This is a genomic window from Deinococcus aquiradiocola, from assembly GCF_014646915.1.
Taxonomy (GTDB): Bacteria; Deinococcota; Deinococci; order Deinococcales; family Deinococcaceae; genus Deinococcus; species Deinococcus aquiradiocola.
On record NZ_BMOE01000001.1, the window covers coordinates 738734 to 764503 of the forward strand.

Below are 25770 nucleotides of genomic sequence, written 5' to 3' on the forward strand. Positions count from 1 at the left end.
CATGGCACACATGACCATCACGGCCGGCGACACCGCCCCCAACACCAACCACTTCCTCACCCGCGCCCACCCGCACGAAAACAGGCACTGGACCGTCCTGTACTTCTACCCCCAAGGTAACAACCCCCACTGCGTCATGCAGTCCCGCCGCTACCAGGCCCTCAAACCCGAATTCGACCGCCTCAGCGTCCACCTCCACGCCGTCAGCATCGACACCGAAGAAGACCAGAAGAGCTTCCGCAGCCTCTGCGCCCTCGACTTCCCCATCACCTCCGACGCCGGCCACCACATCAGCCGCGCCTACGGCGTCCTCGAAACCCAAGAGTACGAAGGGCAAGCCGTCACGTACGCCCGCCGCGAAACATTCCTCATCAACCCCCACGGCCACATCCAACACCACTGGACGAACGTCGACCCCAACACCAACGCCGCCGAAGTCCTCCAACACATCAAAGACCTTCAAGCCTAAACTGAACCGAAGCAAATCCCACCAGCACGCACAAAAACAGCGCTGGATTGCGAACCGCACGGGTGCCCCTGCGGGTACCTGGGGGACGCGGAGCGGGCGTGTACGTGCACGCCTGCGCAGCGGACACGGTACGCGTCGCGGATTTCGGGGCCGCTGCTGGACCGGATCGATCTGGTGGTGCGGGTACCGCGCCTGACGGTGGACGAGCTGGGCCGCGCTTCGGGCGGGGATGGGAGCGTGGTGGTGCGGGAGCGGCTGGAGCGGGCGCGCGGCACGATGCTGGAGCGGCAGGGGGAACGGAACGGGTTGCTGGTGGGGCAGCGGCTGCGGGAGGTGACGGCGCTGGCGGCGGGTCCGGAGGCGTTCGTGAAGGCGGCGGCGCGGACGCTGGGCCTGACGGGGCGCGGGTACGACCGGGTACTGCGGGTGGCGCGCACGGTGGCGGACCTGGCGGGCAGCACGGACATTCAGGAGTCGCATCTGGCGGAGGCGGTCACGTACCGGCCGCGCACGCTGTTCTGATGCGGGTTCGCGGGGTACGGCGTCCGTCGATCACGGCCTGAAGGGAAGTCCGTACGGGTGGGTCCCGGTGTGGGGCGTCAGCGGAGCGGCAGGAGGGTGTAGCCGCCCACGTCGTGCCGTCCGGCGCGGAGGGCGGCCGGGTACGCGCCGTGGTTGTGGGCGTGGATGGTGCCGAACAGGTGGCGGTGGGCGTGGTCGGGGTGGTCGCGCAGGACGGTGCGGGCGAACAGCGTGCCGAGGTGGGGGCCGTACCCGTGCCCGCGGTGGTGGGGCGTGAGGAGGAGTTCCTGTACCTGCAGGACGTCCAGGCCGATCTCTTCGGCCGGTTGAGCGCCGACGTACCCGGCCCATTCGCCTCGCACGAGCACGTCGTACATCAGGCCGGCCTGCACGGTGTCGGCGAGCTGTTCGGCGTCGATGACGTGGGCCTGCCGGGCGTGCGCGGGGTGCTGGGCGTCCAGGGCGGCGTAGGCGTCGCGGGCGTCCTGCAGGTGGGTGTCGTCCGTGGTGGGGCGCAGGGTGAGTTCGGGTGGGAGGGTGAGGTCGGGCCGGGCGAGGTCCTGCAGGGGCGCGGTCAGGAAGCGGAACTCGGGCGTCAGGCCCGGCAGGGCGTCCACGGGGAGGGCGGTCGTGAGGCGCAGCGTGGCAGGCCGGAAGGGGTGGTAGGCGCGGTTGGCGGCGTCTCGCAGGGCGGGCAGGTCGGCGGGCGTCCAGGGTCTGGACAGGCCGCTGACGTTCACGAAGGGGCGCTGCACGTCGAGGTTCTCGAAGCGGATGCTGAGGAGGGCGTGCAGCCCTTGCGCGGCGGGCTCCCAGCGGTCGAGGTAGTGTTCGGCGTGCAGGCCGGGCAGCGCGAAGTGGTCGGCGCGTACGTGGGCGATGTCCATGCTGGTGAGCAGTTCGAGGTTGTCCGCGTGCCAGGCGGTGAGGCGGCGGTGACGGTCCTCCTCGGTCGCCCAGTCGCGCAGGCGGGCATGGCCGGACTGCAGGTCGGTGTGGGCGAGCAGGGCGGGGTCCGGTGCGGGCGCGGCGTTGCCAGGTGCGGGGTGGGGTTCCTTCACGCGTTCACGGTAGCGGGGCCGGTGCGGCGCGGCATCGGCCATCTGGCGGAGCGGGCCTGGGGGTGTGCGTGAAGGTGGACGGGCACGCATGGCGGAAAGTTCACATGAACATTCATACGTGAGGCTTAATGTAAAGCGTTCCGTCACGTGCTGTTCGCCCGACAGGGCCAACGTGCGGCCCGCCCCATTATGACGACCCCTACCGAACCGCCCGTCCCGTCCAGCCTGTCCTTCACGTGGGCGGACCTGCCGCCCCTGACCCGCACGCCCCGGACGGGCGGCACGCTGCGGCACGCCCCCGAGGACTTCCGGGTGGACGAGGTGCCGCTGTACCTGCCGTCAGGTGAGGGTGAGCACGTGTACCTGCACGTCCGCAAGACGGGGCACACGACGGCGCACGTGCTGCGCGAACTCGGGTCGCAGCTGGGCCTGCGTCCGCAGGACATCGGGGTGGCGGGCCTGAAGGACCGGCACGCGGTCACGACGCAGTGGCTGAGCCTGCCCGGCAAGGCCGAGCGCCGCCTGGAGCGGTTTGCGCTGGACGGCGTGGAGGTGCTGGCGGTGTCGCGGCACACGAACCGGCTGGGGATGGGTCACCTGAAAGGAAACCGGTTCACGGTGCGGGTGCGTGGCGCGCACGGCACGGCGGACCTGGCGCAGGCGACGCTGGACGAACTGTCGCGGCTCGGCATCCCGAACTATTTCGGGCCGCAGCGCTTCGGGCTCGGCGGCCTGAATGCCGAGGAGGGCCTGCGGGTCCTGCGCGGCGAGTCGCGGCTGCGTGACCCGGCCGTGCGGAGATTTCTGGTGAGCAGCGTGCAGAGCCTGATCTTCAACCGCTTCCTGGCCCTGCGGCTGGAACGTGGCCTGTTCGACGCGCTGCTGGTGGGCGACATGGCCAAGAAGCACGACACGGGCGGCGTGTTCGAGGTGCAGGACGCCGACACCGAGTCGCTGCGCGCGGCGCGCGGGGAGGTGAGCGCCACCGGGACGCTGTTCGGCCGCAAGGTCAAACCGTTGACGGGCGACGCGGGCGCGCTGGAGGACGAGGCGCTCGCCGCGTGGGGCCTCACGCCAGCGGCGTTCAGCAGCCGCAAGGGCGACCGGCGCGTCATCCGGATGTTCGCGCAGGACGCGTCCGTCACGCCGAGCGAGGACGGGTACACGGTGTCGTTCGCCCTGCCGCGCGGGAGTTTCGCGACGAGCCTGCTGCGTGAACTGACCGGCACGGACGTGGACGGCCCCCTGCCCGGCCCCGACCCTTCCGGTGACGACCAGGGAAGCACCGGCGCGCCGGAGCTGTTCCCGGACTTCGCCGACAGCTGATCCCTCTCCCCGGTTCACGTTCCGCCCCCCCTCGTTCCCGCTCTACTCGCTCGTCTGGAGGAGACCATGCCTCGCCTCAACCGCCCGTTCGCGCTCCTGCTCAATGCCCTGGTCCTGGTTCCGCTGCTCGGCTCGGCGGGCGCGCCGCCCGCCGTGGAGGCGCAGGCCCTCACCCCGACCTTCGGCGGCGTGCTGCTGTCCGCGAGTTTCCGGCCGCGCGGCCGGGACGAGCTGAACGGCGTGTGGTACGAGGGTGGCCGCGCCAAGCTGATGCGCTGCGAGCCGCACTGCGTGGTCGTGAACGAGGTGCCGCTCGACTCGGCCGTGATGGTGGGGCAGGACAGCCTGTACCGGGTGGTGCTGGCCGGGAAGTTCCGGAGCGGGCAGCGGCTGAAGATGGTGCTGCGCTTCTCGAACATGCAGCTCGTGACGGTGAACGTCCCGGTCCTCGACTGACCGGGGTGGGTGACCGGGCGCCAACCATCCGGCTGGATGGATGTCCGGGCGGTGGCGTGTGACGCGCCCTCCCCTGCCCGATGCCGGGGTGCGGGACGCGTTCCTCGGGACGACGTACGGTTCGCGGACCGACCGTTTCCGGCTGGTGACGGACCTTCCGTCAATAGGCCCTGCCGGGCCCGGGGAGCGGTGGGGTGGGCCGTGCGGGGCGGGCAGGCGGTGGGCGGTGCTGACCGCGTGGAATCCGGGCGGGCAGCTGCAGGACGCCGAACGCAACGCGGCGGCGCAGGCACGGCTGATCGCCGCGCTGCACGGGCGTCCAGTCGTGCCGGGCGTGAACGGCGAGGGGCGATGGCGGGAGGAGAGCGTGATCGTGGACGGGATCACGCTGCGGGACGCGGCGGACCTCGGCGCGCGTTTCGGGCAGCTGGCGGTGCTGTACGGCGTGGGGCGGCGCGCGGCGCTGGTGTGGTGCGGCGTGCCGGGCGGAAGCGGCATGCGGGTGGAGCGCGCGTGGCTGGCCAGCGTGCCGACCGGAGGAGCCGGCTGGCCTATACTCCCCCCCGATGACTGAGTTTCCTCCCGGCGTTCCTGCCGATTCACCCCTGGTCCGGCTGCCCGTGGAGGTCACGCCGGACGAACTGGCGCGGCACGCGATGGCGCTCGCGAACACGCGCGGCGGCCTGATCGTGGTGGGCGGGCCGGGCACGGACGCCTCGGACCTGCACCCGCTGCAGCTCACGCACGCGATCTTCGCGCTGTCGGGCGGGCGGCTCACCGTGAACGTCGTGCATCAGCCGCTCCCGGGCGGTGGACAGCAGCTGACGGTGTTCGTGCCGCAGGCGCACTACCTGCTGGCCGGGCCGGACGGGTCGGTGCTCGGCTGGGACGGGACGCGGGCCGTGCCGGTCACGCCCGCGCACGCGGCCCCGCAGGCGGAGGCGGACTTCACGGCGACGGTGCCGCCCACGGCGTCCCTGGCGGACCTGGACCCGGTGGAGGTGTCGCGCCTGCGCGGCGTGGCGCGCGGCAACCTGACGCAGCTGCCGGACCTGGACCTGCTGCGCGAGCTGGGCCTGATCGTGGAGGTGGGCGGGCAGGAGCGGCCGAACGTGGCGGGCCTGCTGCTGCTGGGGACGGGCCGGGCCCTGAAGGCGCACGTGCCGCAGGCGGAAGTGTGTTACTACCATCACAAGGCGAGCGACCCGGACTTCAGTTTCCGGGAGGACATGCTGCGGCCGCTCCTGGCGACGCTGACGCGCACGGCGGAACTGGTGCAGGCGCGGAACGCGTTCACGCCGGTGCAGGTGGGTCTCTTCCGGATCGAGGTGTGGGATTACGACGAGGCGGTGTACCGCGAGGCGCTGCTGAACGCGCTCACGCACCGCGATTACCAGCTGAGGGACGTGGTGCACGTGCACCAGTACCCGGACCGGCTGGAGATCAGCAATCCGGGCGGCTTTCCGGGCGGGATCACGCCGCAGAACATCCTGCGGCACCAGCCGAAGCGCCGCAATCCGCTGCTGGCCGAGGCGCTCGCGAAGCTGGGGCTGGTGGAGCGGGCCGGGGTGGGCGTCGACAAGATGTACCAGCTGATGCTGCGGCACGGCAAGGAACTGCCGGAGTACACGAGCTACCCGGACGCGGTGACGCTGTCGCTGCACAATCCGGGCTTCGATGCGGATTTCGTGCGCTTCGTGGCGAGGAAGCAGGAACAGATGCAGACGCTGTCGCTGGACATGCTGATGGTGCTGTCGCGCCTGGGCCGGGAGGGCGTGGCGACGCGGCTGGAGCTGAGCCGGGCGCTGCAGCTCCCGGAGGACCGCACGCCGAGGCTGCTGCAGATGATGCAGGAGCGGGGGCTGCTGACCATGACGGGGCGCGGCCGGGAGCGCGAGTACATGCTGAGTGGCGAGGTACGCGCCGCGATGGGGCGCGGCCGGGGGCAGGGCGGCCAGATGCAGGGTGCGCCGCTGCTGGAGGCGTTCGCGGAGGTGGACGTGGCTCCGGCGGTGCAGCCGGACCCGGCGGGTGACCGGGACGCCCGGAGCATTCCGGAGCGGCCGGGGGCCGTTCCCCCGCCCGTGCAGGCTGTCCCGGTGGCCGTTTCGGGGAGCCGTGAGGGCCGCCCACCTCGTCCCGGGCGGCCGGTCAGTGGGGCGGGGCGGTCTGCGCAGCCGCGCTGGCACGAGGTGACGCTGGCGCTGGCGGCACGGCCGGGCGGGGTGAGCAACGCGGAGCTGCGCGAGGTGAGCGGGCTGAGCATGCAGGGCGCGTGGCGGGTGCTGCGGCAGATGACGCTGCTGGGACGGCTGCGACGTGAGGGGAGCAGTCCGAAGCTCACGCGGTACTTCCCGGCCTGAGCAGGGCCGCCCGGGAGGGCAAAGGTGACGCGGCGGGCTGCGATCTGAACGCGGTTCAATCCTGAGAGTCAGATGATTCACGCTGTTTGCAATCGCGCTGTTACAGACGCGATTCCGGGCCGACGCGGCCGAGGGCCGAAAGTGGCCGGTGAATCGTTTCAGACGGCGATTCCATGTGCCTGTACGCCCCAATGGAACCGCTTCCGTATTGACAGGGTATAGGGCCGGGTGTAGGCTTTACACGTCGTTAAACCAAACCCTGGAAACGCTTCCGCCACAGGCGGGAGGCCTCTCCAGCACGCTGTATGCCGCTCTGATCCCACAGGCCACGCCGCGAGGCACGGCCCACACTGTCCACGGAGGACCACATGAAAAAAGCCCTGACCCTGATCACCCTGACCGCCGCCATGGCTGCCGCCGCCAACGCGAACGCCGCCGGCGTGACCGTGACCATCGCCTGCGGAACCGTGGGTATCGAGCTCAAGATGTGCCAGGACGGCGGCGCCCGCTGGGCCAAGGCCACCGGCAACACCGTCAAGGTCTTCCAGTCCCCCAACCTCACCAACGACCGCCTCGGCCTGTACCAGCAGCAGCTCGCGGCCAAGAGCAGCGACATCGACGTGTACCAGCTCGACGTGGTCTGGCCCGGCCAGCTCGCCCAGCACTTCATCGACCTGAACGGCAAGGTGCCCGCCGCGACCATCAAGAGCTACTTCCCCGGCATGATCGCCGCCGACACCGTCGGCAGCAAGCTCGTCGCGCTCCCCTGGTTCACGGACGCCGGCCTGCTGTACTACCGCACCGACATGCTCAAGAAGTACGGCTACACCAAGGCCCCCACCACCTGGGCCGAGCTCGCCACCATGGCCGCCAAGATCCAGGCCGGTGAGCAGAAGACCAACAAGCAGTTCGTCGGCTACGTCTTCCAGGGCAAGGACTACGAAGGCCTCACCTGCGACGCCGTCGAGTGGGTCGTCAGCAACGGCGGCGGTACCATCGTGGACGCCAGCGGCAAGATCACCATCAACAACCCCAACGCCGCCAAGGCGCTCGACACCGCCGCGAGCTGGGTCAAGACCATCAGCCCCTCCGGCGTCACCACCTACGGTGAGGAGGAAGCGCGCGGCATCTTCCAGGCGGGCAACTCCGCCTTCATGCGCAACTGGCCCTACGCCTGGGCGCTCGGCCAGGGTGCCGACAGCAAGGTGAAAGGCAAGATCGGCGTCGCGCCCCTCCCCAAGGGCACCGGTGCGGGCGCCCGCAACGCCGCCGCGCTCGGCGGCTGGCAGCTCGGCGTGAGCCAGTACAGCAAGAACCAGGAAGCGGCCATCTCGCTCGTGACGTACCTCGCCGGTCCCGCCGAGCAGAAGATCCGCGCCATCGAGGGCACCTACAACCCCACCCTCCCGGCCCTCTACAAGGACGCCGACATCCTGAAGGCGAACCCCTTCTTCGGCAGCCTGTACAGCGTCTTCACCGGCGCGGCCGCCCGCCCCTCCGGCCCCACCGGCGTGAAGTACAACCAGGTCTCCCAGGCCTTCTCCGGCGCCGTGCACGACGTGCTGACCGGCAAGACCAACGGCACCAAGGCCGTCGCCGGGCTCGCCACCACCCTGGCGCGCATCAAGGGCACCGGCTGGTAATCCCGCTTCAGCCCGAGCTTCACCGCTGAACCGTCGGAGTCAGGCAGAAGTGGGCGCGGAACTCCCGCCCACTTCTGCCTTTGCCGTTTCGCCACGCGCCCGACTGACAGGCAGGACCGCGACCGTGCCGCTCCCGGGAGTATGCTTTGCCCACCGTTCGGCACGCCCATCCCAGCACAGGCCCCGGCAGGGCGCGAACAGCGGTACGCGCGGCACGGCACACGCCACTCGACTCTATTCATGGGGGGAAACATGACCAATCTCAGCAAGGCGCCCACCGCTCCGCCCACCACCCGCCGCAAGGGCATCGAGGCCACCCGCGCCCGGCAGGCCATCTGGTTCCTGCTGCCCGCGCTGATCGCCATCGCGGTCGTGGCCGGGTACCCGCTGCTGCGCACCATCTACTTCAGCATGCACGAAGCGAACCTCACCAGTCCCGAGCAGGCCAAGTACGTGGGCTTCACGAACTTCTACGGCACGGGCGACGAAGGCGTGAAGTTCGGTTTCCTGACGGACCCCAAGTGGTGGTCGGCCGTCAAGAACACGCTGCTGTTCACGGTGGTCAGCGTGGCACTGGAAACCGTACTCGGCATGGTCATCGCGCTCGTCGTGAACAGCGCCTTCAAGGGCCGCTCGCTCATGCGGACCGCCATGCTCATTCCGTGGGCCATCCCGACCGTGGTGTCCGCGCAGATGTGGGCGTACATGTACAACGACAACTTCGGCCTGATCGGGCGCGGTCTGCTGGGCGGACAGTCGCCGCTCGCGGACACCGGGACGGCCATCTGGGCACTCATCGCGGTGGACGTCTGGAAGACCACGTCCTTCATGGCGCTGCTGATCCTGGCGGGCCTGCAGAGCCTCCCGAGCGACATGTACGAGGCGGCCGACATGGACGGCGCGAGCAAGTGGACGCAGTTCTGGCGCATGACGCTGCCGCTGCTGCGCCCCGCGCTGCTCGTGGCGCTCATCTTCCGGTCGCTGGACGCGCTGCGCGTGTTCGACGTGATGTACGTCATGCTCGGGCCGAACACGGCCGCCGAGACCTCCATGACCGGCTACGCGCGCCAGGCGATGATCGACAACTCGCAGCTCGGGCTGGGCAGCGCCGTCTCTGTCGCGATCTTCCTGCTGATCATGGTGATCGTGGTGATGTACGTGACCGCGTTCCGCGTCAAGTTCGACTGATGCGCCCCTCGCCCACTCCCGCCCCGGAGGTCTGAGTATGCTCGCCAAACGTAATCCCTTCCTGTACGCCGTGCAGCGCGGCCTGTTCTACCTGCTGGTGCTGGTGATCGCCGTGTACCTGCTGTTCCCCTTCGCGTGGGCTGTCCTGACGAGCTTCCGCAAGAGCGGCGACCTGGGCCTCTCGCCCTTCGATTTCATCTTCCACGCGCAGACGACGTTCAGCAATTACGTCACGGTCTTCACGAACGACAGTTTCATTCGCGGTCTGGGCTTCAGCGTCATCGCGGCGGTCGGGTCGGTCGCGCTCAGCCTGCTCATCGGGTCCTTCGCGGCGTACGCGCTCGGCCGCTTCCGCTTTCCCGGCAAGGCCGCCGTGCTGTACGTGATCCTGGGCGTGAGTGTCTTCCCGCAGATCGCGGTGCTGGGCGGCCTGTTCCTGGTGATCCGGAACCTGGGGCTTTTCAACACGCCGATCGGTCTGATCTTCAGTTACCTGATCTTCACGATTCCGTTCACGGTGTGGGTGCTGACGAGCTTCGTGCGCGACATTCCCGGCGAGCTGGAGGAAGCGGCGCTGGTGGACGGCGCGACGCCCCTCGTGACGCTGTTCCGCGTGCTGTTCCCGGTCATGATGCCGGCCCTCGTCACGACGGGCCTGCTGGCCTTCATCAACTGCTGGAACGAGTACCTGTTCGCGCTGACCTTCACCAGCACGAACCGCACCGTGCCGGTCGTGATCGCGAACTTCTCGGGCGCGACGCAGTTCGACCAGCCGTGGGGGCCGATCATGGCGGCCAGCATCGTGGTCACCATTCCGCTCATCGCGCTCGTGCTGATCTTCCAGCGCAACATCGTGTCGGGCCTGACCGCCGGGGCCGTCAAGGGCTGATCCGCAGGTCGCGGGCCGGGGCCGGGGCGTCCACCTTCGCGGGTGTGACGCCCCGCTCCTTGGTGCAGGCCGCGCGGGCCGGTGAACCTTTCCCCTCTTGAGAAGCGTGTGTGGAGCGCCTACGCTGAAGGTCATGGCCGTGCGTCCGGTAGACCCTCAACGACTGCGGCGCGGTCGCTGGGTGACGCTGCTGGTCGTCGCGGTCGCGCTGGCCGCCAGTCCGACCGTGACGCCGCTGCTGTCGCGCCTCGCGCATCCGGTCGTGACGGCCCCTCCCCTGCCGGACCTGCGGGACGTGCCGTCCACCCTGCCGGACGTGCAGCGGTACGCGGCGTTCGTGCAGCCGTTCCAGCAGGCGCTGACCGAACTGCAGGTGGGCGAACGGCGGCGCGTGACGCTCAGCGAGACGCACTACGCGCTGTACCTGCACGCCGCGCCGCTGCTCGGCGCGAACCGCACGGCGGCCCTGATGGAGCTGGTGAGCACCGAGATCCGCAACCAGAACCCCGGCCGGGCGCGGCGCAGCGTGTTCTCCAGCCCGGAGGCCGCGCTCGACGACGCGCGCGTGTGGCTGCGGTACCTGTCGTGGGCGACGTCCGCGCCGCGCGGCACGAACGAACTGCAGGCGGCCGCGCCCGTGCCGCTCGTGCCGGGCGTGGTGCTGGGGCATGCGGCGGACCTGCTGACGGCCGCGAACGCCGCGCACCTCGCGCCGGGCATGCTGGCCGCCATCGTGGACAACGAGCAGAGCGGGCAGGGTCGCCTGTACGGGCTGGCGGGCGTGCTGCGCGACCTGAGCGACACGGTCGCGCTGCGGACCGCCGAAGCGTACGGCGAGAGCGGCCTGAGCGGCGACCTGAGTCAGACGGTGGGGCTCGCGCAGATGTCGTGGCAGGACGCGCTCGGGCAGCGGCCCCGCTTTCACGAGCTGGGCATGACGCTGGGCCGCCTCTTCCCGACCGGGGAGGCCAGCGCGCGCCTCGCGCTGCAGGACGACCGCAGCAACCTGCTGCTGACCGCGTCGCGACTGGTGGGGTACCTCGACGAGCAGGAGGGCCGAGAGGCACGCCCGCACACGTCGGCCCGCACGTACTTCACGGGGCCCGGCTGGCACAACAACCCAGCGCTGCTGTCGGGCGGGCAGACGTGGCCCTACGCCTGGAACGGGTTCTTCAAGGCCTGCCTGTACGGGGCGCTGCTGCGGAGCTGAGGCTCACGCTCCGGCCGTCCGTGGCGTACGTGAAGCGCGGGTCCGGGACGGGCTGACGCACATCGATGTCGTGCGACAGGTGACTGAGGATCACGCGCCGCGCGGATCTCGCCCACGGGAGGTTCAGGGCCTCGCGCACGTCGTACACGCTGCGTCCCGTGAGTGGCGCGTGCGACTCGTCATGGAAGGACGTGCCGAGCACCAGCAGGTCGAGGTCCTGCAGCCACGCGTCTGCCAGCGCGGGCGGCACGCCGATGCTGTCCGTCATGTACGCCCAGCGGTACTGAGGCGACGAGAACCGGAAGGCGTGCGACGTGCCGTTCGCACCGTGCGGCACCTCGAAGGCCTGCACGCGGAACCCGCACACGTCCAGCCCCGCCTGCGGGAGCGGCAGGACGGGAGGCGCGTGCCGGAACGCGTACCGGAAGCGTTCCTCGATCTCGGGGAGGACCGGGGCGGGCGCGTAGATCTTCAGGTGCTTCCCGGCGTACGTGACGTAATCGAGCAGGTCACCCAGGCCGAGCAGGTGATCGTTGTGCGCGTGTGACACGAGCACCGCGTCCGGCACGAACGGCCCGCCCAGCCGCGCGAGCTGCGCGTGCAGGTCCGGCCCGCAGTCGAGGAGCAGCGTCTCGCCGTTCCAGCCGCGCAGCAGCGCACTGGGGCGCGTGCGGCGGTTGTGGCCACCGGTGCGGGCCTCGTGACAGACGGGACAGGCGCACCAGAAGCGCGGGACGCCCTTGCTGTCGGACGTCCCGAGAAAGTGAAGCGTGGCGTTCAAGCGAGCAGGGTCCGCACGGCGCGCGCGAGGTCGCCGCTCCCCGCGAGGCTCGACCCGACGAGGACCGCGTCCGCGACGGAACGCACGTCCGACAGGTCGGCCGCCTCACGGTACCCGCTCTCCGCGACGAGCAGGCCCGTGAACCCCTGGGCGCGCGCGCTGCGGATGAGGCGCGGCGCGTTCTGCAGGTCGATCTTCAGGGTGGTCAGGTCGCGGTTGTTCACGCCGATCAGGTCCGCGCCGCACGCGAGCGCGATGCTCAGCTCGTGCTCGTCGTGCACTTCCACCAGCGCGTCCAGGCCCAGGTCACGGGTGAGGCGCAGGTACACGCCGAGCTGCTCGCCGAGCACGCTCGTCATGAGGAGGGCCGCCGACGCGCCCCACTCGCGGGCCTCCAGCAGCATGCCGGGATGCACCACGAAGTCCTTGCGCAGGGCGGGCAGGCCCGTCACGGCCACCACCTCCTGCAGCGCCTCGCGGTTCCCGCCGAAGTGCCGGGGTTCCGTCAGGACGCTCAGGGCCGCCGCGCCGCCCTCCTCGTAACTGCGGGCCGCCGTGGCCGGGTCGAGCGCCGCGATGTGCCCCTGGCTGGGACTCGCGCGTTTCACCTCCGCGATGAGGGACAGCCCCGGCGTGCCGAGCGCCGCCCGGAACCGGCCAGGAACGGAGCGCGCGGCAACCGTTCCCGGTTCAGGCAGCGGGGCAATCGTCCCCAGCGCCCGCTCCGCGTGCTCGTCGGTGAAGGTGGCCCGGGCGTCCCCGGCGCGCTCCTGCACGATGCGCTGCAGCACGCCGCCGCACGTCAGGCCCGGCAGGTCGGGCAGGCCCGCGAGGGCGTCCCGCCAGTCGGCCCTCCTCTCCCGCTCGGGTCTGGGACCACTGCTCGTTGCCGCTGGCGTCGCTGTTTCCGGGCCTTTTCCTGCGCTGCTCACGCGGCAAGTATAGCCCCGCCCAGGGGGCCGGGAGCGGCGCAGCGCGTGTGTTAGGCTGGGCGGCATGACGAGCAAGGCAGCTTCCCACAAGCCCGGCACGGGCCCCATTCAGATCAGCGAAACGCAACTCCAGGCGCGCATTCACGAAATCGCGGCGCAGATCCGCAGCGACTACGAGGGCAAGCAGCCGCACCTCATCTGCGTGCTGAACGGCGCGTTCATGTTCCACGCCGACCTCGTGCGCGCCGTCGACATGCCGCTCACCGTGGACTTCCTGCAGACGAGCAGCTACGGCGACGCCAAGCAGTCGAGCGGCGAGGTGAAGCTCGTGAAGGACCTGAACTTCCCGCTGTCCGGACGGCACGTGGTGCTCGTCGAGGACATCGTGGACACCGGCATCACCATGCACTACCTGCTGCAGTACCTGGAGGGGCGCGGCCCGGCGTCCCTGAAGGTCGCGGCCCTGCTGAGCAAGCCGTCGCGCCGCCGCGTGGAGGTGCCGGTCGATTACCTGGGCTTCACGATTCCCGACGCGTTCGTGTACGGGTACGGCCTGGACCGCTCGCAGCTGGACCGCAATCTGCCGTTCATCACCTCGCAGGAGTAACCCGGATTCCGACCGAATCCCGCGCCGTGTGCGGGTTCGGTCCGGGTGGAACGACAGGGAAATCTGCACGTGCCCGCCGACAGCACGGGAGAATGAAAGGCAGGGCCGCGACACCGGTGAGGTGCGCGGCCCTGCCTGCGTGTGTGGGGGTTACTTCTTGCGCTTGGTGCTGGTGCTGCTCTTCTTGCCGGAGCCGATGCTGCCGGGGCCGCGTTCCTTGGCGTCGCGCATGAAGCTGCGGAGCTTCGCCTCGAACTGCGGGCTCTGGCGGCCGATGGCGCGGGGGCGGGGAATCTCCTCGGGTTCCTCGAGGAGTTCCTTGATCGAGAGGTCCAGACGGCCACGCTCGTCACGACCGAGGACCTTCACCTCGATGGTGTCGCCCTCGTGAACGTGGTCGTGGATGTTCCGCACGAAGCTGTGCGCAATCTGGGAGATGTGGACCAGGCCCGTCTCACCGTTCTCGAACTGAATAAACGCGCCGAAGTCCGTCACGCGCGTTATGCGGCCCTCAGCAACCGCACCAGAATCAAGCTGCACGAATGTTACCCTCCAAAATCTGCATGACTCCATCGTACTACAAACCCGGCCACCTTTCACGAAAAAGCCGATGGGCCTGCCGGACGGACTCGCGCCCAGACGTGCTCCGGGGGCAATAAGGTGGCCTGTACGGCGCGGCATGACAGGTGCTTCCTGAACCTGACCGGGCACTGGTAGACTGCCGAAATATGAAACTGCGCGGCGCCTTGGGCGGCCTGAACCTGCTGATCGAAGCCACCGACACCCGGACCACGGTCCTGGACGCGCTCGCGGCGCGGCGGGAGATGCTCGCGCAGAAGGTGACGCTGGAACTCGCGGCGGACGCGGACCCGGAAGCGCTGGAGGCGGCGTTCGCGGCGGTCCGTGAGGCGGGCGGCGAACTGGCGCGCGTGAAGGGCCAGCGGCGTTCCGAGACGGACGCCCCGGACGCCCCGCGTTCCCCGGCGGCGGCTTCCGTCCCGGCGGCGCGGCCCGCCCAGGACGCGGAGGGCGCGCGAACGGAGATCGTGCAGCACAACCTGCGGGCCGGATTCCGGGGCGAGTACCGGGGGAGCGTGGTGGTGCTGGGCGACGTGAATCCCGGCGCGGAACTCGTCGCGGCGGGCGACGTGATCGTGATGGGCGCCCTGCGCGGCGTGGTGCACGCGGGCGCGGCAGGCCGCACGGACGCCATCGTGTACGCGCGTCCCATCGCGAGCGCGCAGATCCGCATCGCGGGTGCCGTGGCGCGCAGCGCCGACAGCAGCGGCCTGGGCGCGATGCGCCGCACGCAGGACCGCCCCGAGGCGGAACTGGCACGCCTGCAGGACGGCGCGATCCTGATCGAGTCGTTCCACACGCAGCGCGGCTGACCCCCGGACGGCCCGGGGGTGCTGAAGTCCTCCGGTGTCCGGGTCAGCGGTTCAGCGGGTACCCGGCGGCCGCCCAGGCGTTGAAGCCGCCCTGCAGTTCGCGGACGTGCGTGTACCCCAGGCCCTGCAGGGTGCGGCGCGCGATGGCGCTCATGTGCCCGCTGCGGCAGTACAGGACGATGTCCGCCGCGCGGTTCGCGGGCAGCGCGGCGCTGGACGCGACGGTGTCGTAAGGCAGGGTGAGGTCCGTGCCGGGAATGGTGCCCTCGTTCGGGACGTGCACGTTCACGAGCACGAAGGTCTTGTGCCGCATCGCCTGACGCAGCTGCGCGGGCGTCAGGAACGGCGTGCTGGCCGCGCCCGCCGGGGAGGCGAGGAGGGTGACGGCGAGGGCCGGAAGCAGCAGGGAACGCAGGCGCATGACGCAGTGTAGGCCGGGCCGGAGGGGAGCAAACGTGCCTGGAACCGCATGAAAGGCCGCCCGTGGGGTATACTGCGGTCAGTAATCCTCGGACGAGAGGTGGGAGCATTTCCCACCTTTTTTCGTGGAGGAGGTGAAAGACCCGCCCCAGGCGGGACAATTTATGACAGACAATTCAGCCGACAACCCAACACACACCCCTGACCTCTCCACCCAGGGCACCCGAAAGGAAGACCGCGCGGTGCCGGACGACCACACCACCGACCTCGGCACTCCCGAGCCTGCCGGTGTGGATCTCGATCCTGCACAGCTCGACAGTGCCGACGGCGTCGAGAACGACACCGCCTTCGCCCGCGACCCGTACAGTGCCGGGGCGGACGTGGCCCGGCCCGACGCGCCCGCACGGCCCGGACGGACGCACAGCGGCTCGGCCAGCAACCTGCAGACGCTCGCAGCGGGCGTGCTCGCGCCGCTCGGGTACGAGCTGCTGGAAGTGCAGGTGCAGAACCCCGGCAAGCGCCCCATCGTGGTCGTCCGCATCGACCGGCAGGACGAGCAGCCCGTGTCCATCGAGGACCTCGCCGCCGCGAGCCGCGCGGTGGGCGCCGAGTACGACCGCCTCGACCCGATCACGGGCGAGTACCGGCTGGAACTCGAATCGCCCGGCGCGAAACGCCCGCTGCTGCGCGCCCGGCACTTCGAGCGCATGCTGGGCCTCAAGGCCCGCGTCCGCAGCGACGCGCACAGCTTCACCGGCCCCATCACGGCCGTGACGGACGAACAGGTGACCTTCGAGACGCCGGGCGGCCCGGTCACGCTGCGCATCGGGCAGTTCCAGGCGAACCTCGCGGAATTTCCCGCGTCGCACCGCTGAACGCCCCTCCCCCACTCCACCCACACCCTCAGAGGAAGTGATATGACCCAGTCCGACATCCCCAACTTTGCAGAAGCGCTGCGCGAAGTGGCGCAGCTGCGCAACATCAACGAACTCGCCCTGATCGAAGCGTTCGAGCAGTCCCTGTCCCAGGCGTACACCCGTAACGTCGAGCCTGACAAGCGCGTCGAGGTGCACCTCGACCCCGAGAGCGGCGAACTCGAAGTGCTGATCGTGCGTGAAGTCGTCGAGAAGGTCGAGGACGAGAACGTGCAGATCTCCCTGGCCGACGCACTGGAACTCGACCCGGAAGTCGAGATCGGCATGGAGATGGAGTTCCCCGTCGATCAGGAGAAGTTCAGCCGGATCGCGCTGCAGGCCGCCAAGCAGACCCTGACCCAGAAGATGCGCGAGACGGAACGCAACCTCGTGTTCAACGAGTACAAGGACAAGGAAGGGCAGGTCATCAACGCCACCGTCGTCCGGATGGACAACAAGCAGAACTACTTCGTGGAACTCGGCAGCGGCGAGGCCATCCTGCCGCCCCGCGAGCAGATTCCCGGCGAGCGACTCCTGAACGGCAACCGCGTCAAGGTGTACCTGAAGGAAGTCCGCAAGACGCCCAAAGGCCCCACCATCCTCGCGAGCCGCGCCGACGAGCGCCTCCTCGACTACCTGCTCAAGCAGGAGATTCCCGAGGTCGCCAACGGCATCGTGGAGATCAAGGCCATCAGCCGCGAGGCCGGGCAGCGCAGCAAGGTCGCCGTGTACAGCCACAACAGCAACGTCGACCCCATCGGCGCGTGCATCGGGCACCGCGGGAACCGCATCCAGGCCGTGACCGGCGAACTGGGCCGCGAGCGCGTCGACGTGATCCTGTGGGACGCGAACACCCGCGAGTTCATCCGTAACGCCCTGTCGCCCGCCAAGGTCGGCTTCATCGAGGTGAACGCCGACACCGGCGAGGCCGCCGTGACCGTCACCAGCGACCAGCTCTCGCTGGCGATCGGCAAGGGCGGGCAGAACGTGCGCCTCGCCGCGAAACTCACCGGCTTCAAGATCGACCTGCGCGAAACGCAGGCGATCAGCGACCTGGACGCCGCCATGCAGCAGGCCATGCAGGACGAGGCGAGCGGCACCGAGACAAGCAGCAGTGCCAAGAGCGCCTTCGACGCGCTGTTCAAGGACGCCAAGAGCGTCGCGACCGCCTCGCCCGACGGCACGCAGGACATTCAGGAGTAACCCTTGACGTCCGCCCTGCCCCACCTCACCCCCAGGCACGTGCCGGAACGCAGTTGCGCCGCGTGCCGCCGCCGCCGCCCGCAGGCGGACCTGCTGCGCTTCACGCGGCAGGACGGGGTGTGGACGCTGCAGCAGGCGCGGCGCACCGGGCGCGGCACGTACCTGTGCGCCGACACGCCCGCCTGCTGGGCCGAGAAACGCCTGAAGCGGGCGTTCGGGGCGCAGGCCGCCACGCTCAGCGCCGCGCTGCAGGTGCGCGCGGACGCGGGACGCACGGTTCCGCCCGAACACACATGAAATAATCAGAGCCTCAGCACTGCGTACCGTACCCGTCCCTCGTCACGAGGAACGGACCTCACCGGAGGTGAGTATGTCGAAAGTTCGAATCTATACCCTGGCCAAGGATCTTGGCGTGGACAATCAGAAGCTGCTGGAAATCCTGGACAGCCTCGGCGTGGTCTACAAGAGCGTGTCGAGCACGCTCGACGAGGACACCGTGGAAACCATCAAGGAGATCCTCGCGGCCGAAGCGGCAGGCGGCACGCCCGCCCAGCCCGGCACGGCCACCCAGGGCGCGCCCGCCACGGACACCACGGACGCGGCCACCGAGACCGACGCCGCACCGGCGGCCGCCCCCACCCCCGCTGCCCCGCAGCCGACCCCCAAGGACGACGTGACCCCAACCCCCGCTGCACCCACCCCCACGCCCGCCCAGGCCGCCACGGCCAGCCACGCGGCGGCCGTCGCGGTCGCCGAAGCGCCCGCCCGTGAGATCCCGCACCGTTCGCCCGTCGTGACCATCATGGGTCACGTCGACCACGGCAAAACGAGCCTCCTCGACTACATCCGCAAGACCAAGGTCGCCGCGAAGGAAGCGGGCGGCATCACGCAGCACGTCGGCGCCTTCGAGGCCCAGACCAGCAAGGGCCGCATCGTGTTCATCGACACGCCCGGCCACGAGGCCTTCACCACCATCCGCGCGCGCGGCGCGAACGTCGCCGACATCGCCATCATCGTGGTCGCCGCGGACGACAGCATCATGCCGCAGACCCGCGAGGCCATCGCGCACGCGCAGGCCGCGAAAGTCCCCCTGATCGTCGCGATCAACAAGGTCGACCTGCCGCAGGCCGACGTGGACCGCGTCAAGACGGACCTCACCATGGTGAACCTCGTGCCGGAAGAGTTCGGCGGCGACACGGTCGTCGTGCCGGTCAGCGCCAAGACCGGCGAGGGCGTCGAGGACCTGCTGGAGTACATCAGCCTCACGGCGGAACTCGAGGACCTGCGCGCCGACCCGAACGGCGAATTCAGCGGCGTGATCATCGAGAGCAAGGTCGACCGTCAGGCGGGCGTGCTCGCCACCGTCATGGTGCAGGAAGGCACCATCAACGTCGGGGACTTCCTGGTCGTCGGTGAGACGTACGGCAAGATCAAGGCCATGACCGACAGCCTCGGCGGCCGCATCAAGAGCGCCGGCCCCAGCACGCCCGTGCAGGTGCTCGGCTTCAGCGAAGCGCCCGTCAGCGGCGACAAGGTCGCGAGCGCCAGCAACGAGCACGCCGCGCGCGAGAAGGTCGCCGTGCGCGTCGACACGCGCCGCACCGTCGAAGAGGCCCGCGCACAGCGCAAGCTGAGCCTGGAAGAGATGATGGGCAGCCTCGTCGAGGTGCGCGAGGTGAACCTGATCCTGCGCGCCGACACGCAGGGCAGCGTGGAAGCCATTCAGGGCATCCTCGCCAAGAAGGAAAGCGACGACGTGAAACTGAACGTCATGCTGGCCGGCATCGGCGCGCCCACCGAGGGCGACGTGCTGCTCGCCAGCACCGCCGAGGCCACCATCCTGTGCTTCAGCGTGACCGCGTCGGGCGCCGTCAAGAAGGTCGCGGACCAGAAGGGCGTGGACCTCAAGAGCTTCCGGATCATCTACGAACTGATCGACGAGGTGGACCGCCTGATCAAGGGCAACGTCGAACCGGTCTTCGAGGAGAAGTACCTGGGCCGCGCCGAGGTCCGCATGCTGATCAAGCACCCCAAGAGCGGCACCATCGCCGGATCGTACGTCACGGACGGCAGCTTCAAGCGCAACGCCAAGGCCAAGGTCACGCGCGGCAAGCAGGTCGTGTACGAGGGCACCATCGTGGGCCTCAAGCGCTTCAAGGACGACGTCCGCGAAGTGCAGACCGGCTACGAGTGCGGGATCAACCTCGACTGGAACGACGTGATGGAAGGCGACATCATCGAGGCCAGCGAGATGGTCGAAGTCCAGCAGTAACACAGCTGCCCACAACGCGCGCCGCTCCCCGGACTGGGGGGCGGCGCGCTTCCTTGCTGCCCGGTGCCGGGGCGGTTCAGGCCGTGGCGTGCCCGAGGAGCATGCGGGTGTCGCCCTGCCACTCGTCGCGGGTGAAGGCGGGCGCGAAGCCGAGTTCGCGGTTGATGCCGAGCATCGCGGCGTTGCTGTCGGCGTTCCCGGTCCGGACGCGCTGCGCCTGCGGGTTGTGTTCCGGCAGGGCCTGCAGCAGCGCCGCCTTCAGCCAGCGGCCCAGCCCGTGACGGCGGTGCGCGGGGTGCACGGCGGTCGCGCCCTGCTGCACCAGCACGGCCCGCTGCGGGTGCCAGAACACCTCCGTGTACCCCACGAAGGTCCCGCCGGGCAGGTGCTCGGCCACCAGCATCAGGGTGCGCTCGCCGGTCGCGTGCATGGTGTCCTGCCAGTGCCGGACCATGGCGGGCGTCACGACCCAGTCGTCGAACTCCAGGGCGCCGCGCGGCGCGGTGTTCATCACGCCGAGCACGGCGGCCACCCGTTCCAGTTCCTCGTCCGGGACGCGCGTGAAGGTCCGCAGGGCGTACAGGTCCGCGTCCGGGCGCGTCACCCAGCGGTCCAGCAGGGCCGCGTCCAGCTGCGCGAGCGGCAGTTCGCTGATCAGCATGTGCAGGCCGTCCCTGGCCCCCAGGCGGCGCGCGAAGGCCTCCCCGGCCGGGACGCGGGAGGTGGTGGCGGCGTTGTACGTGACGCGGCCCTCCTGCAGCGCCACGCGGGCCGCCTCGCGCGCCAGCAGGCGACCCAGGCCGCGCCGCCGCACGTCCGGGTGGACGCTCACGTCGAGGTGGCACTGGTCGGTGTTCTGCGTGAGCGAGTACTCCAGCGACGCCTGCCCCACCAGTCGCCCGTCCAGGTGCGCGCGGACAAGGCGGCTCCCGTCGTCCGCGTCGCGGTGCGCGAGGCCCTCGGCGCGCGCCGCGACCACGACGGGCGGGTCGTGCGGCGCGGCCACCGCGAAGCAGTCCGCCGCGAGCCTCGCGGACTCCAGCCGTTCCGGCAGGTCCAGCGTCACCGGGTCCACCACGCTCACGTTCACGGTCCGGGTCAGGTCGCTCGTCATGCCGTCAGTGTGAGGCTGGACACGTCAGGCGCGCATCCGTCACCTGGCGGATAGACAACGGGACGCAGGACCGTGGCGTGTCAGCGCGCCTCGCTCGCCAGGACCTTCCCGGACTCGCCGCTCACCTCGAAGCGGTAGTGCGCGCCGTCCAGCCTCGGCCACGCGACCCGGAAGCCCTCGCAGGCGCTCGGGAGGGACACGCCGCTCATGCCGGGGTACCGGTCGTTCGACTGCCGGTACTCCTCCATCGCGCTCGCCAGCTGCGTCGCGCAGTACTGCGCGGCCGCGCCTGCCGTGGCCGACTGCGCGTCGTCCGGCCGTGCCGCGCCCGCCTGCCGCAGGGCCGCCACCTGCGCCTCCAGCCGCGCCACGCGGCCCTCCAGCGCCTGCACCCGCGCCGACTCCGCATCCGGGCGGGAACACGCGGTGAGGACGGACAGCAGCAGGACCAGGCACGCGAACTTCATGGCTGGCAGGCTACACGACCGCGCCGCGCCACGCCTTCATTCCCGCCACAGGAAGAGGTCGCTCCACGCCTCGCCCCGCCGGATGAACGGCACGCGGCCACCCACCACGCGCGTCCCGCCCTTCACGGCCGCGCGCACCACCACCCGCGGGTCCAGTTCCGGGTGCAGCGCCCACGCGGCCCGCACCTCGTCGTGAATGTCGAGCGTCTCGCCGCTCGCCACGCTGTCCGTCCCGAGCGCCACCTCCACGCCCGCCGCCGCGAACGCCTGCCACGGGAAGGTCCCGCAGTGCAGGTTGGCGTTGCTGCGCGGGCACGTGACCACCGTGCAGCCCGCCTGCGCGACCAGCGTGATGTCCTGCGGGGTCACGTTGACCATGTGAATCAAGGTCGGGCGGGCCTGCAGCACCCCCAGGTCCGCGAGGTACGACACGGCGCTCAGCTCGGGGGACGGCTCACGGCCGATCACGTCGGCGATGCTCAACTCCACGCCGTTCCGCCGCATGGACGCCAGGAACGACTCCGCCAGCGGCCCCGCCCCGCCCGCGAACAGCTCCGCCTCCGACGGGTGCTCCAGCACGTGCACCTGCATCGGCAGGCCCTCGCCCGCCGCGTACTCCGAGAGCAGCCGGAACAGCCGGTGCGACACGGTGTAACTGGCGTGCGGCGACAATCCCACCCGCATCCCGCCGGGGCGCTCCAGCTTCTTCCAGGCGTCCAGCCGCGCCCGCGCCGCCTCGAAGGTCGCCTGAGCCGTGGCCGGGTTCGGGTCCAGCACCTCCCAGTACGCCACGCCCGGCACGTCCGACTCCCGCAGCAGCCACTCCATCACGTCCGGATGCCACACGATGTCCCCCAGACCCGACGCGCCACTCGCACGCACCGCGTCCAGACCCACCACCGCCCCCTCATGCCCCCGCAGGTGCCGCCCCGCGATCACCACCTCCGGAATCCACCTGAAGTACGGCAACGACTGAAACGCGTACAGGCTCATGTCCAGATGCGTGTGCGCGTTCACCGGCGGCGGCGCGATCACCCGGCCCCCCCGCACCTCCCGCGCCTGCGGGAAATTCACGCGCAACTCCGCCGCCGACCCCGCCGCCGCCACCACCCCGCCCGACACCACCACACCCCCGTCCCGCACGGGATTCCCCATCCCGGTATACACAACATCCGCAGTCCACAGCGTCGGCAGTAACGTCATGCGCGCATCATACCGGCCAGCCCACGACGAAACAGGCCCGGGCCACCACACCCGGACCCGCACACGACCCACCCCAGGCACCACAGCAGCCCAGCCCGGAAACGCACGAGCGCATCCGGACTGGCTGGCATGACGGACCAGGACGGCCCCCAGATTCGAGGGCGCGTCCCTGGGCTGATCTGGCCCCACGGTCGGGGACGGCCCCTCCCTCAACCAGATTCGAGGGCGCGTCCCTGGACTGATCTGGCCCCACGGTCGGGGGCGGCCCCTCCCTCGACTAGATTCGAGGGCGCGTCTCTGTGCTGATCTGGCCCCACGGTCGGGGACGGCCCCTCCCTCGGCTAGATTCGGTGGCGCGTCTCTGGGCTGATTTAGTACTGCCGCCCGAAAATCACCCGTTTCCCGTACCCGCTGGGTTTGCCGGTGTGCACGCACACGCCTTCCTCGCGTTCGGCGAAGAACTCGGTCCCGTCGAGCGGTTCGTTGCGGATGGTGGCCTTCGTCTCTTCCTTGATGGCCTTCTCGCTCTCCGGGTCGCCGCAGTGGAAGGCGCGCACCCATTTCCCGGCATCGATGGCGGCCTTGAAGTCCTCGTACGTGTCGACCGTGACGGTGTTCTCCAGCATGAAGTCCGTCGCGCGTTTCAGCAGCGCCGCCTGAATGCCGTTCAGGCGCTCCGTCATGCCGTTCACGGCGTCCGCGCGGGCCAGCGTCTCCTTGTCCTCGGACGTGCGGTTCTTGACGACGACCACGCCCTGCTCCAGATCGCGCGGCCCCAGCTCGATGCGGACGGGCACGCCCTTCAGTTCCCAGTCGTTGTACTTGAAGCCGTTGGTGACGCCGTCGCGTCTGTCGACCTTGACGCGCACGCCAGCGGCGCGCAGTTCCGCGGCGAGCTTCTCACCCTCCTCGACCATCTGCGCGAAGTTGTCCTTGCGGCCCACCGGGATCACCACGACCTGCGTCGGCGCGATGTTGGGCGGCATCATCAGGCCCCTGTCGTCCCCGTGCGTCATGATGAGCGCCCCGATGATGCGGCTCGAGATCGCCCAGGACGTGGTGTGCGCGAACTCCTCCTTCTGGTCGCGGGACTGGAACTTCACGCCGAACGCCCGGCTGAAGTTCTGCCCGAGGTAATGGCTGGTGCCGCTCTGCAGGGCCTTGCCGTCCCGCATCATGCCCTCGATGCTGTACGTGGCGACGGCGCCCGCGAACCGTTCGCTGGCGGTCTTCTCGCCGCGCACGACCGGCAGGGCCAGCACGTCCCGGCAGAACTCGTGGTAGATGCCGAGCATCTGCATCACCTCGGCGCGCGCCTCCTGCTCGTCCACGTGCGCGGTGTGCCCCTCGTGCCAGTAGAACTCGCTGGTGCGCAGGAACAGCTTCGTGCGCAGCTCCGCGCGGAACACCGCGCCCCACTGGTAGTGCAGGAACGGCAGGTCGCGGTAACTGTTCAGCCACCCCGACCACATGTGCCCGATGATCGTCTCGCTGGTGGGCCGCATGACGTACGGCTCGTCGAGGACGTCCGTGCCGATCTTGCTGACCGTGAACAGTTCCGGCGCGAAGCCCTCCACGTGGTCCGCTTCACGCGCGATGAAGTTCATGGGGATCAGGGTGGGGAACATCAGGCTCTCGTGGCCCGTCTCCTTGAACTTGTCGTCCAGCCAGCGCACGATGCGCTCCCACAGGGCACTCCCGTACGGTTTGACGACCATGGCGCCCTTGACGGGGCTGTAGTCGGCCAGGTCGGCCTTGACCACCACTTCGTTGTACCAGTCGTTGAAATCCTGAGATTGCGGCGTGACGCCGTAACTTTTGCCCTTGTCGCTGCTGCCAGTCATGAGGAGCATCCTACCAAGCGGGCGCGTGAAGGGGCATACGCCGGGTGGCCGTCAGCCGAACGGCATGACAGCCTACCTGCGGGTGCTTGCTCTACCGGACACGGGGCGTGCGGGAGCGCCGCTGGCCCGACCCTGCCGTTCATCCCCAAGTTCTCCTGAAGGCTCTGCCCATGTTCCCCGGGTGTGCCGGGCCTAACGTGAGGCTCGGAGGCACCACCATGACCCAGAACAACGAGATCAGCGACCGTATCGCCAGTGACCTGAAGGCCCGTCTGGAGAAGGAAGGCGAGCACCTGCAGGTGAAGGACGTGAACGGTGAGCACGTCGGGACCGTGGACCACCTCGACGGCGACCAGATCAAGCTCACGAAGGGTGACAGCGCCGACGGGCAGCATCACTTCGTGCCGCTCTCGCAGGTGGAGAGCATGGACGACGTGGCCGTGTATCTGAACGTCGCGCACAGCGACCTGAAGTAAGGGACAGCCGAACGCGCCGGAACCTCCTGACGGGGGTTCCGGCGCGTTTCGTGTCGTCACTGCAGGCTGAGCAGGACCTTGCCGAGCGTGTGGCGGCCCTCGATGTAGCGGTGCGCGTCCTGAATCTCTTCGAGGGGATAGACGCGGTCCACGCGGACCTGCAGGTCGCCGGAGCGGATCAGGTCGAAGAGTTCGCCCGCGCGCCAGCGGAGTTCCTGGGCGTTCTGGGTGTAGTGCGTGAGGGACGGGCGGGTGAGGTACAGGCCGCCCGCGCTGTTCAGGGCCTGCGGGTCGACGGGGTCGACGTTGCCGCTGGCCGCGCCGTACAGGCACATCAGGCCGCGGACGCGCAGGGCGTTCAGGCCGTCCTGGAAGGTGCTGCGGCCCACGCCGTCGTACACGACGCTCGCGCCGCCGTGTTCGCGGGCGAGGGCGGCGAAGGTGTCGTAGGGCGCGGTGAGTTGCGCGCCGAGGTCGTGGGCCGTGTGGAGTTTGGCGTCGGTGCTGGCGGTGGCGAGGATGGTGGCGCCCGTGCGGCGCGCGAGCTGCACGAGGAGGCCGCCGACACCTCCGGCGGCGGCGTGGACGACGGCGAGGTCCCCGGCGGTGAGCGGGAAGGCGCTGTACGCGAGGTAGTGGGCGGTCATGCCCTGCAGCATGACGGCGGCGGCGGCTTCGTCGGTGACGCCGTCGGGGACGGGGGCGAGCATCCAGGCGGGCAGGTTGAGGGCTTCGGCGTACGCGCCGCCGGGGGCAGTGCCGAAGGCGACGCGCTGTCCGACGTGCAGGCCGGTCACGTCGTCGCCGAGGGCGGTGACGGTCCCGACGCCCTCCTTGCCGAGGATGGCGGGGAGGGTGGGGGCCTGGCGGCCGCCCTGGCGCTGGTACGTGTCGACGTAGTTGAGTCCGGCGTACCGGAGGGTGACCTGCGCCTCGCCGGGTCGGGGGGCGGGCAGGGTGTGCGTCTGGAGGGTCAGGACTTCGGGGCCGCCGCTGTGATTCATGATGATGGCGCGCAT

The 25770-nt window shown here is 69.9% G+C and carries 27 protein-coding genes; 17 read left to right on the forward strand and 10 right to left on the reverse strand.

Annotated elements, in window-relative coordinates; translation table 11 throughout:
* Positions 1 to 10: 10 nt before the first annotated feature.
* Both IEY33_RS03470 and IEY33_RS03475 read left to right on the forward strand, forming a co-directional pair.
* Positions 11 to 469: a peroxiredoxin gene (locus IEY33_RS03470; protein WP_188960794.1), complete on the forward strand. Its 459-nt coding sequence runs from the start codon at positions 11 to 13 to the stop codon at positions 467 to 469.
* A 42-nt stretch (positions 470 to 511) separates the two neighbouring features.
* Positions 512 to 991: a magnesium chelatase subunit ChlI family protein gene (locus tag IEY33_RS03475; RefSeq protein WP_268238809.1), complete on the forward strand. Its 480-nt coding sequence runs from the start codon at positions 512 to 514 to the stop codon at positions 989 to 991.
* 77 nt (positions 992 to 1068) lie between these two features.
* On the opposite strand, the gene IEY33_RS03480 is transcribed toward IEY33_RS03475, so the two are convergent.
* The gene (locus IEY33_RS03480; RefSeq protein WP_188960795.1) at positions 1069 to 2052 is read right to left on the reverse strand and encodes a hypothetical protein; all 984 of its coding nucleotides are present in this window, start codon (positions 2050 to 2052) and stop codon (positions 1069 to 1071) included.
* A gap of 189 nt (positions 2053 to 2241) precedes the next feature.
* Here IEY33_RS03480 and truD point away from each other — a divergent pair, with 189 nt between their 5' ends.
* The 8 genes from truD to IEY33_RS03520 all read left to right on the forward strand — a co-directional run bounded on the left by truD (position 2242) and on the right by IEY33_RS03520 (position 11127).
* Positions 2242 to 3378, forward strand: a complete 1137-nt coding sequence (truD, locus tag IEY33_RS03485; protein WP_188960796.1) for a tRNA pseudouridine(13) synthase TruD — start codon at positions 2242 to 2244, stop codon at positions 3376 to 3378.
* A gap of 66 nt (positions 3379 to 3444) precedes the next feature.
* A complete protein-coding gene (locus IEY33_RS03490) occupies positions 3445 to 3834 on the forward strand; it encodes a hypothetical protein (protein ID WP_188960797.1) in 390 nt (129 codons plus the stop codon).
* Between the two features lie 226 nt (positions 3835 to 4060).
* Positions 4061 to 4408: a DUF3293 domain-containing protein gene (locus IEY33_RS03495; protein ID WP_229670712.1), complete on the forward strand. Its 348-nt coding sequence runs from the start codon at positions 4061 to 4063 to the stop codon at positions 4406 to 4408.
* Positions 4401 to 6197, forward strand: coding sequence for an ATP-binding protein (locus tag IEY33_RS03500; RefSeq protein WP_188960799.1), 1797 nt, complete (start codon positions 4401 to 4403; stop codon positions 6195 to 6197). Before IEY33_RS03495 ends, IEY33_RS03500 begins: the two co-directional genes overlap by 8 nt.
* 368 nt (positions 6198 to 6565) lie before the next feature.
* Positions 6566 to 7840 carry an ABC transporter substrate-binding protein gene (locus IEY33_RS03505; protein ID WP_188960800.1) on the forward strand — a complete coding sequence of 425 codons (1275 nt, stop codon included), beginning with the start codon at positions 6566 to 6568 and terminating at the stop codon, positions 7838 to 7840.
* A gap of 252 nt (positions 7841 to 8092) precedes the next feature.
* Positions 8093 to 9028, forward strand: a complete 936-nt coding sequence (locus IEY33_RS03510) for a carbohydrate ABC transporter permease (protein WP_188960801.1) — start codon at positions 8093 to 8095, stop codon at positions 9026 to 9028.
* Positions 9029 to 9065: 37 nt separating this feature from the next.
* Positions 9066 to 9917, forward strand: coding sequence for a carbohydrate ABC transporter permease (locus IEY33_RS03515; protein ID WP_188960802.1), 852 nt, complete (start codon positions 9066 to 9068; stop codon positions 9915 to 9917).
* A 133-nt stretch (positions 9918 to 10050) separates the two neighbouring features.
* Positions 10051 to 11127 (forward strand): hypothetical protein, encoded by a 1077-nt coding sequence (locus IEY33_RS03520; protein ID WP_229670713.1) that lies wholly within the window; start codon positions 10051 to 10053, stop codon positions 11125 to 11127.
* On the opposite strand, the gene IEY33_RS03525 is transcribed toward IEY33_RS03520, so the two are convergent.
* Together IEY33_RS03525 and trpC are read right to left on the reverse strand one after the other, a co-directional pair.
* Complete coding sequence (locus IEY33_RS03525; protein ID WP_188960803.1) at positions 11090 to 11908, reverse strand: MBL fold metallo-hydrolase; 819 nt, start codon at positions 11906 to 11908, stop codon at positions 11090 to 11092. The two genes, IEY33_RS03520 and IEY33_RS03525, sit on opposite strands and share 38 nt — an antisense overlap.
* Positions 11905 to 12732 carry an indole-3-glycerol phosphate synthase TrpC gene (gene trpC / locus IEY33_RS03530; protein WP_373287963.1) on the reverse strand — a complete coding sequence of 276 codons (828 nt, stop codon included), beginning with the start codon at positions 12730 to 12732 and terminating at the stop codon, positions 11905 to 11907. Before trpC ends, IEY33_RS03525 begins: the two co-directional genes overlap by 4 nt.
* 172 nt (positions 12733 to 12904) lie before the next feature.
* On the opposite strand from trpC, the gene hpt reads away from it, so the two are divergent.
* A complete protein-coding gene (hpt, locus tag IEY33_RS03535) occupies positions 12905 to 13447 on the forward strand; it encodes a hypoxanthine phosphoribosyltransferase (RefSeq protein ID WP_188960805.1) in 543 nt (180 codons plus the stop codon).
* Between the two features lie 150 nt (positions 13448 to 13597).
* Here hpt and IEY33_RS03540 read toward each other — a convergent pair whose 3' ends face one another.
* On the reverse strand, positions 13598 to 14020 hold the full coding sequence (locus IEY33_RS03540) for a S1 RNA-binding domain-containing protein (RefSeq protein ID WP_188960806.1): 423 nt from the start codon (positions 14018 to 14020) through the stop codon (positions 13598 to 13600).
* 155 nt (positions 14021 to 14175) lie between these two features.
* On the opposite strand from IEY33_RS03540, the gene IEY33_RS03545 reads away from it, so the two are divergent.
* A complete protein-coding gene (locus IEY33_RS03545) occupies positions 14176 to 14838 on the forward strand; it encodes a septum site-determining protein MinC (RefSeq protein ID WP_188960807.1) in 663 nt (220 codons plus the stop codon).
* A 43-nt stretch (positions 14839 to 14881) separates the two neighbouring features.
* Here IEY33_RS03545 and IEY33_RS03550 read toward each other — a convergent pair whose 3' ends face one another.
* On the reverse strand, positions 14882 to 15259 hold the full coding sequence (locus tag IEY33_RS03550; protein ID WP_188960808.1) for a rhodanese-like domain-containing protein: 378 nt from the start codon (positions 15257 to 15259) through the stop codon (positions 14882 to 14884).
* Between the two features lie 379 nt (positions 15260 to 15638).
* On the opposite strand from IEY33_RS03550, the gene rimP reads away from it, so the two are divergent.
* The 4 genes from rimP (at position 15639) to infB (ending at position 19647) form a co-directional block, all read left to right on the forward strand.
* Positions 15639 to 16133, forward strand: a complete 495-nt coding sequence (rimP, locus tag IEY33_RS19185) for a ribosome maturation factor RimP (protein WP_373287964.1) — start codon at positions 15639 to 15641, stop codon at positions 16131 to 16133.
* A 42-nt stretch (positions 16134 to 16175) separates the two neighbouring features.
* Positions 16176 to 17375, forward strand: coding sequence for a transcription termination factor NusA (gene nusA, locus IEY33_RS03560; protein ID WP_188960810.1), 1200 nt, complete (start codon positions 16176 to 16178; stop codon positions 17373 to 17375).
* A gap of 3 nt (positions 17376 to 17378) precedes the next feature.
* Positions 17379 to 17672: a DUF448 domain-containing protein gene (locus IEY33_RS03565; protein ID WP_229670714.1), complete on the forward strand. Its 294-nt coding sequence runs from the start codon at positions 17379 to 17381 to the stop codon at positions 17670 to 17672.
* Between the two features lie 73 nt (positions 17673 to 17745).
* Entirely contained in the window at positions 17746 to 19647 is a 1902-nt protein-coding gene (infB, locus tag IEY33_RS03570) for a translation initiation factor IF-2 (protein ID WP_188960811.1), read from the forward strand.
* Positions 19648 to 19723: 76 nt separating this feature from the next.
* Here the strand turns inward: infB and IEY33_RS03575 are convergent, their stop codons facing one another.
* The 4 genes from IEY33_RS03575 to proS all read right to left on the reverse strand — a co-directional run bounded on the left by IEY33_RS03575 (position 19724) and on the right by proS (position 24275).
* The gene (locus IEY33_RS03575; RefSeq protein WP_188960812.1) at positions 19724 to 20761 is read right to left on the reverse strand and encodes a GNAT family N-acetyltransferase; all 1038 of its coding nucleotides are present in this window, start codon (positions 20759 to 20761) and stop codon (positions 19724 to 19726) included.
* Between the two features lie 80 nt (positions 20762 to 20841).
* Positions 20842 to 21228: a hypothetical protein gene (locus IEY33_RS03580; protein ID WP_188960813.1), complete on the reverse strand. Its 387-nt coding sequence runs from the start codon at positions 21226 to 21228 to the stop codon at positions 20842 to 20844.
* Positions 21229 to 21264: 36 nt separating this feature from the next.
* On the reverse strand, positions 21265 to 22431 hold the full coding sequence (locus IEY33_RS03585) for an amidohydrolase family protein (protein WP_188960814.1): 1167 nt from the start codon (positions 22429 to 22431) through the stop codon (positions 21265 to 21267).
* A gap of 371 nt (positions 22432 to 22802) precedes the next feature.
* Positions 22803 to 24275, reverse strand: coding sequence for a proline--tRNA ligase (gene proS / locus IEY33_RS03590; RefSeq protein WP_188960815.1), 1473 nt, complete (start codon positions 24273 to 24275; stop codon positions 22803 to 22805).
* A 218-nt stretch (positions 24276 to 24493) separates the two neighbouring features.
* Here proS and IEY33_RS03595 point away from each other — a divergent pair, with 218 nt between their 5' ends.
* Positions 24494 to 24751, forward strand: a complete 258-nt coding sequence (locus tag IEY33_RS03595) for a DUF2171 domain-containing protein (protein ID WP_188960816.1) — start codon at positions 24494 to 24496, stop codon at positions 24749 to 24751.
* 56 nt (positions 24752 to 24807) lie between these two features.
* Here IEY33_RS03595 and IEY33_RS03600 read toward each other — a convergent pair whose 3' ends face one another.
* The gene (locus IEY33_RS03600; RefSeq protein ID WP_188960817.1) at positions 24808 to 25770 is read right to left on the reverse strand and encodes a quinone oxidoreductase family protein; all 963 of its coding nucleotides are present in this window, start codon (positions 25768 to 25770) and stop codon (positions 24808 to 24810) included.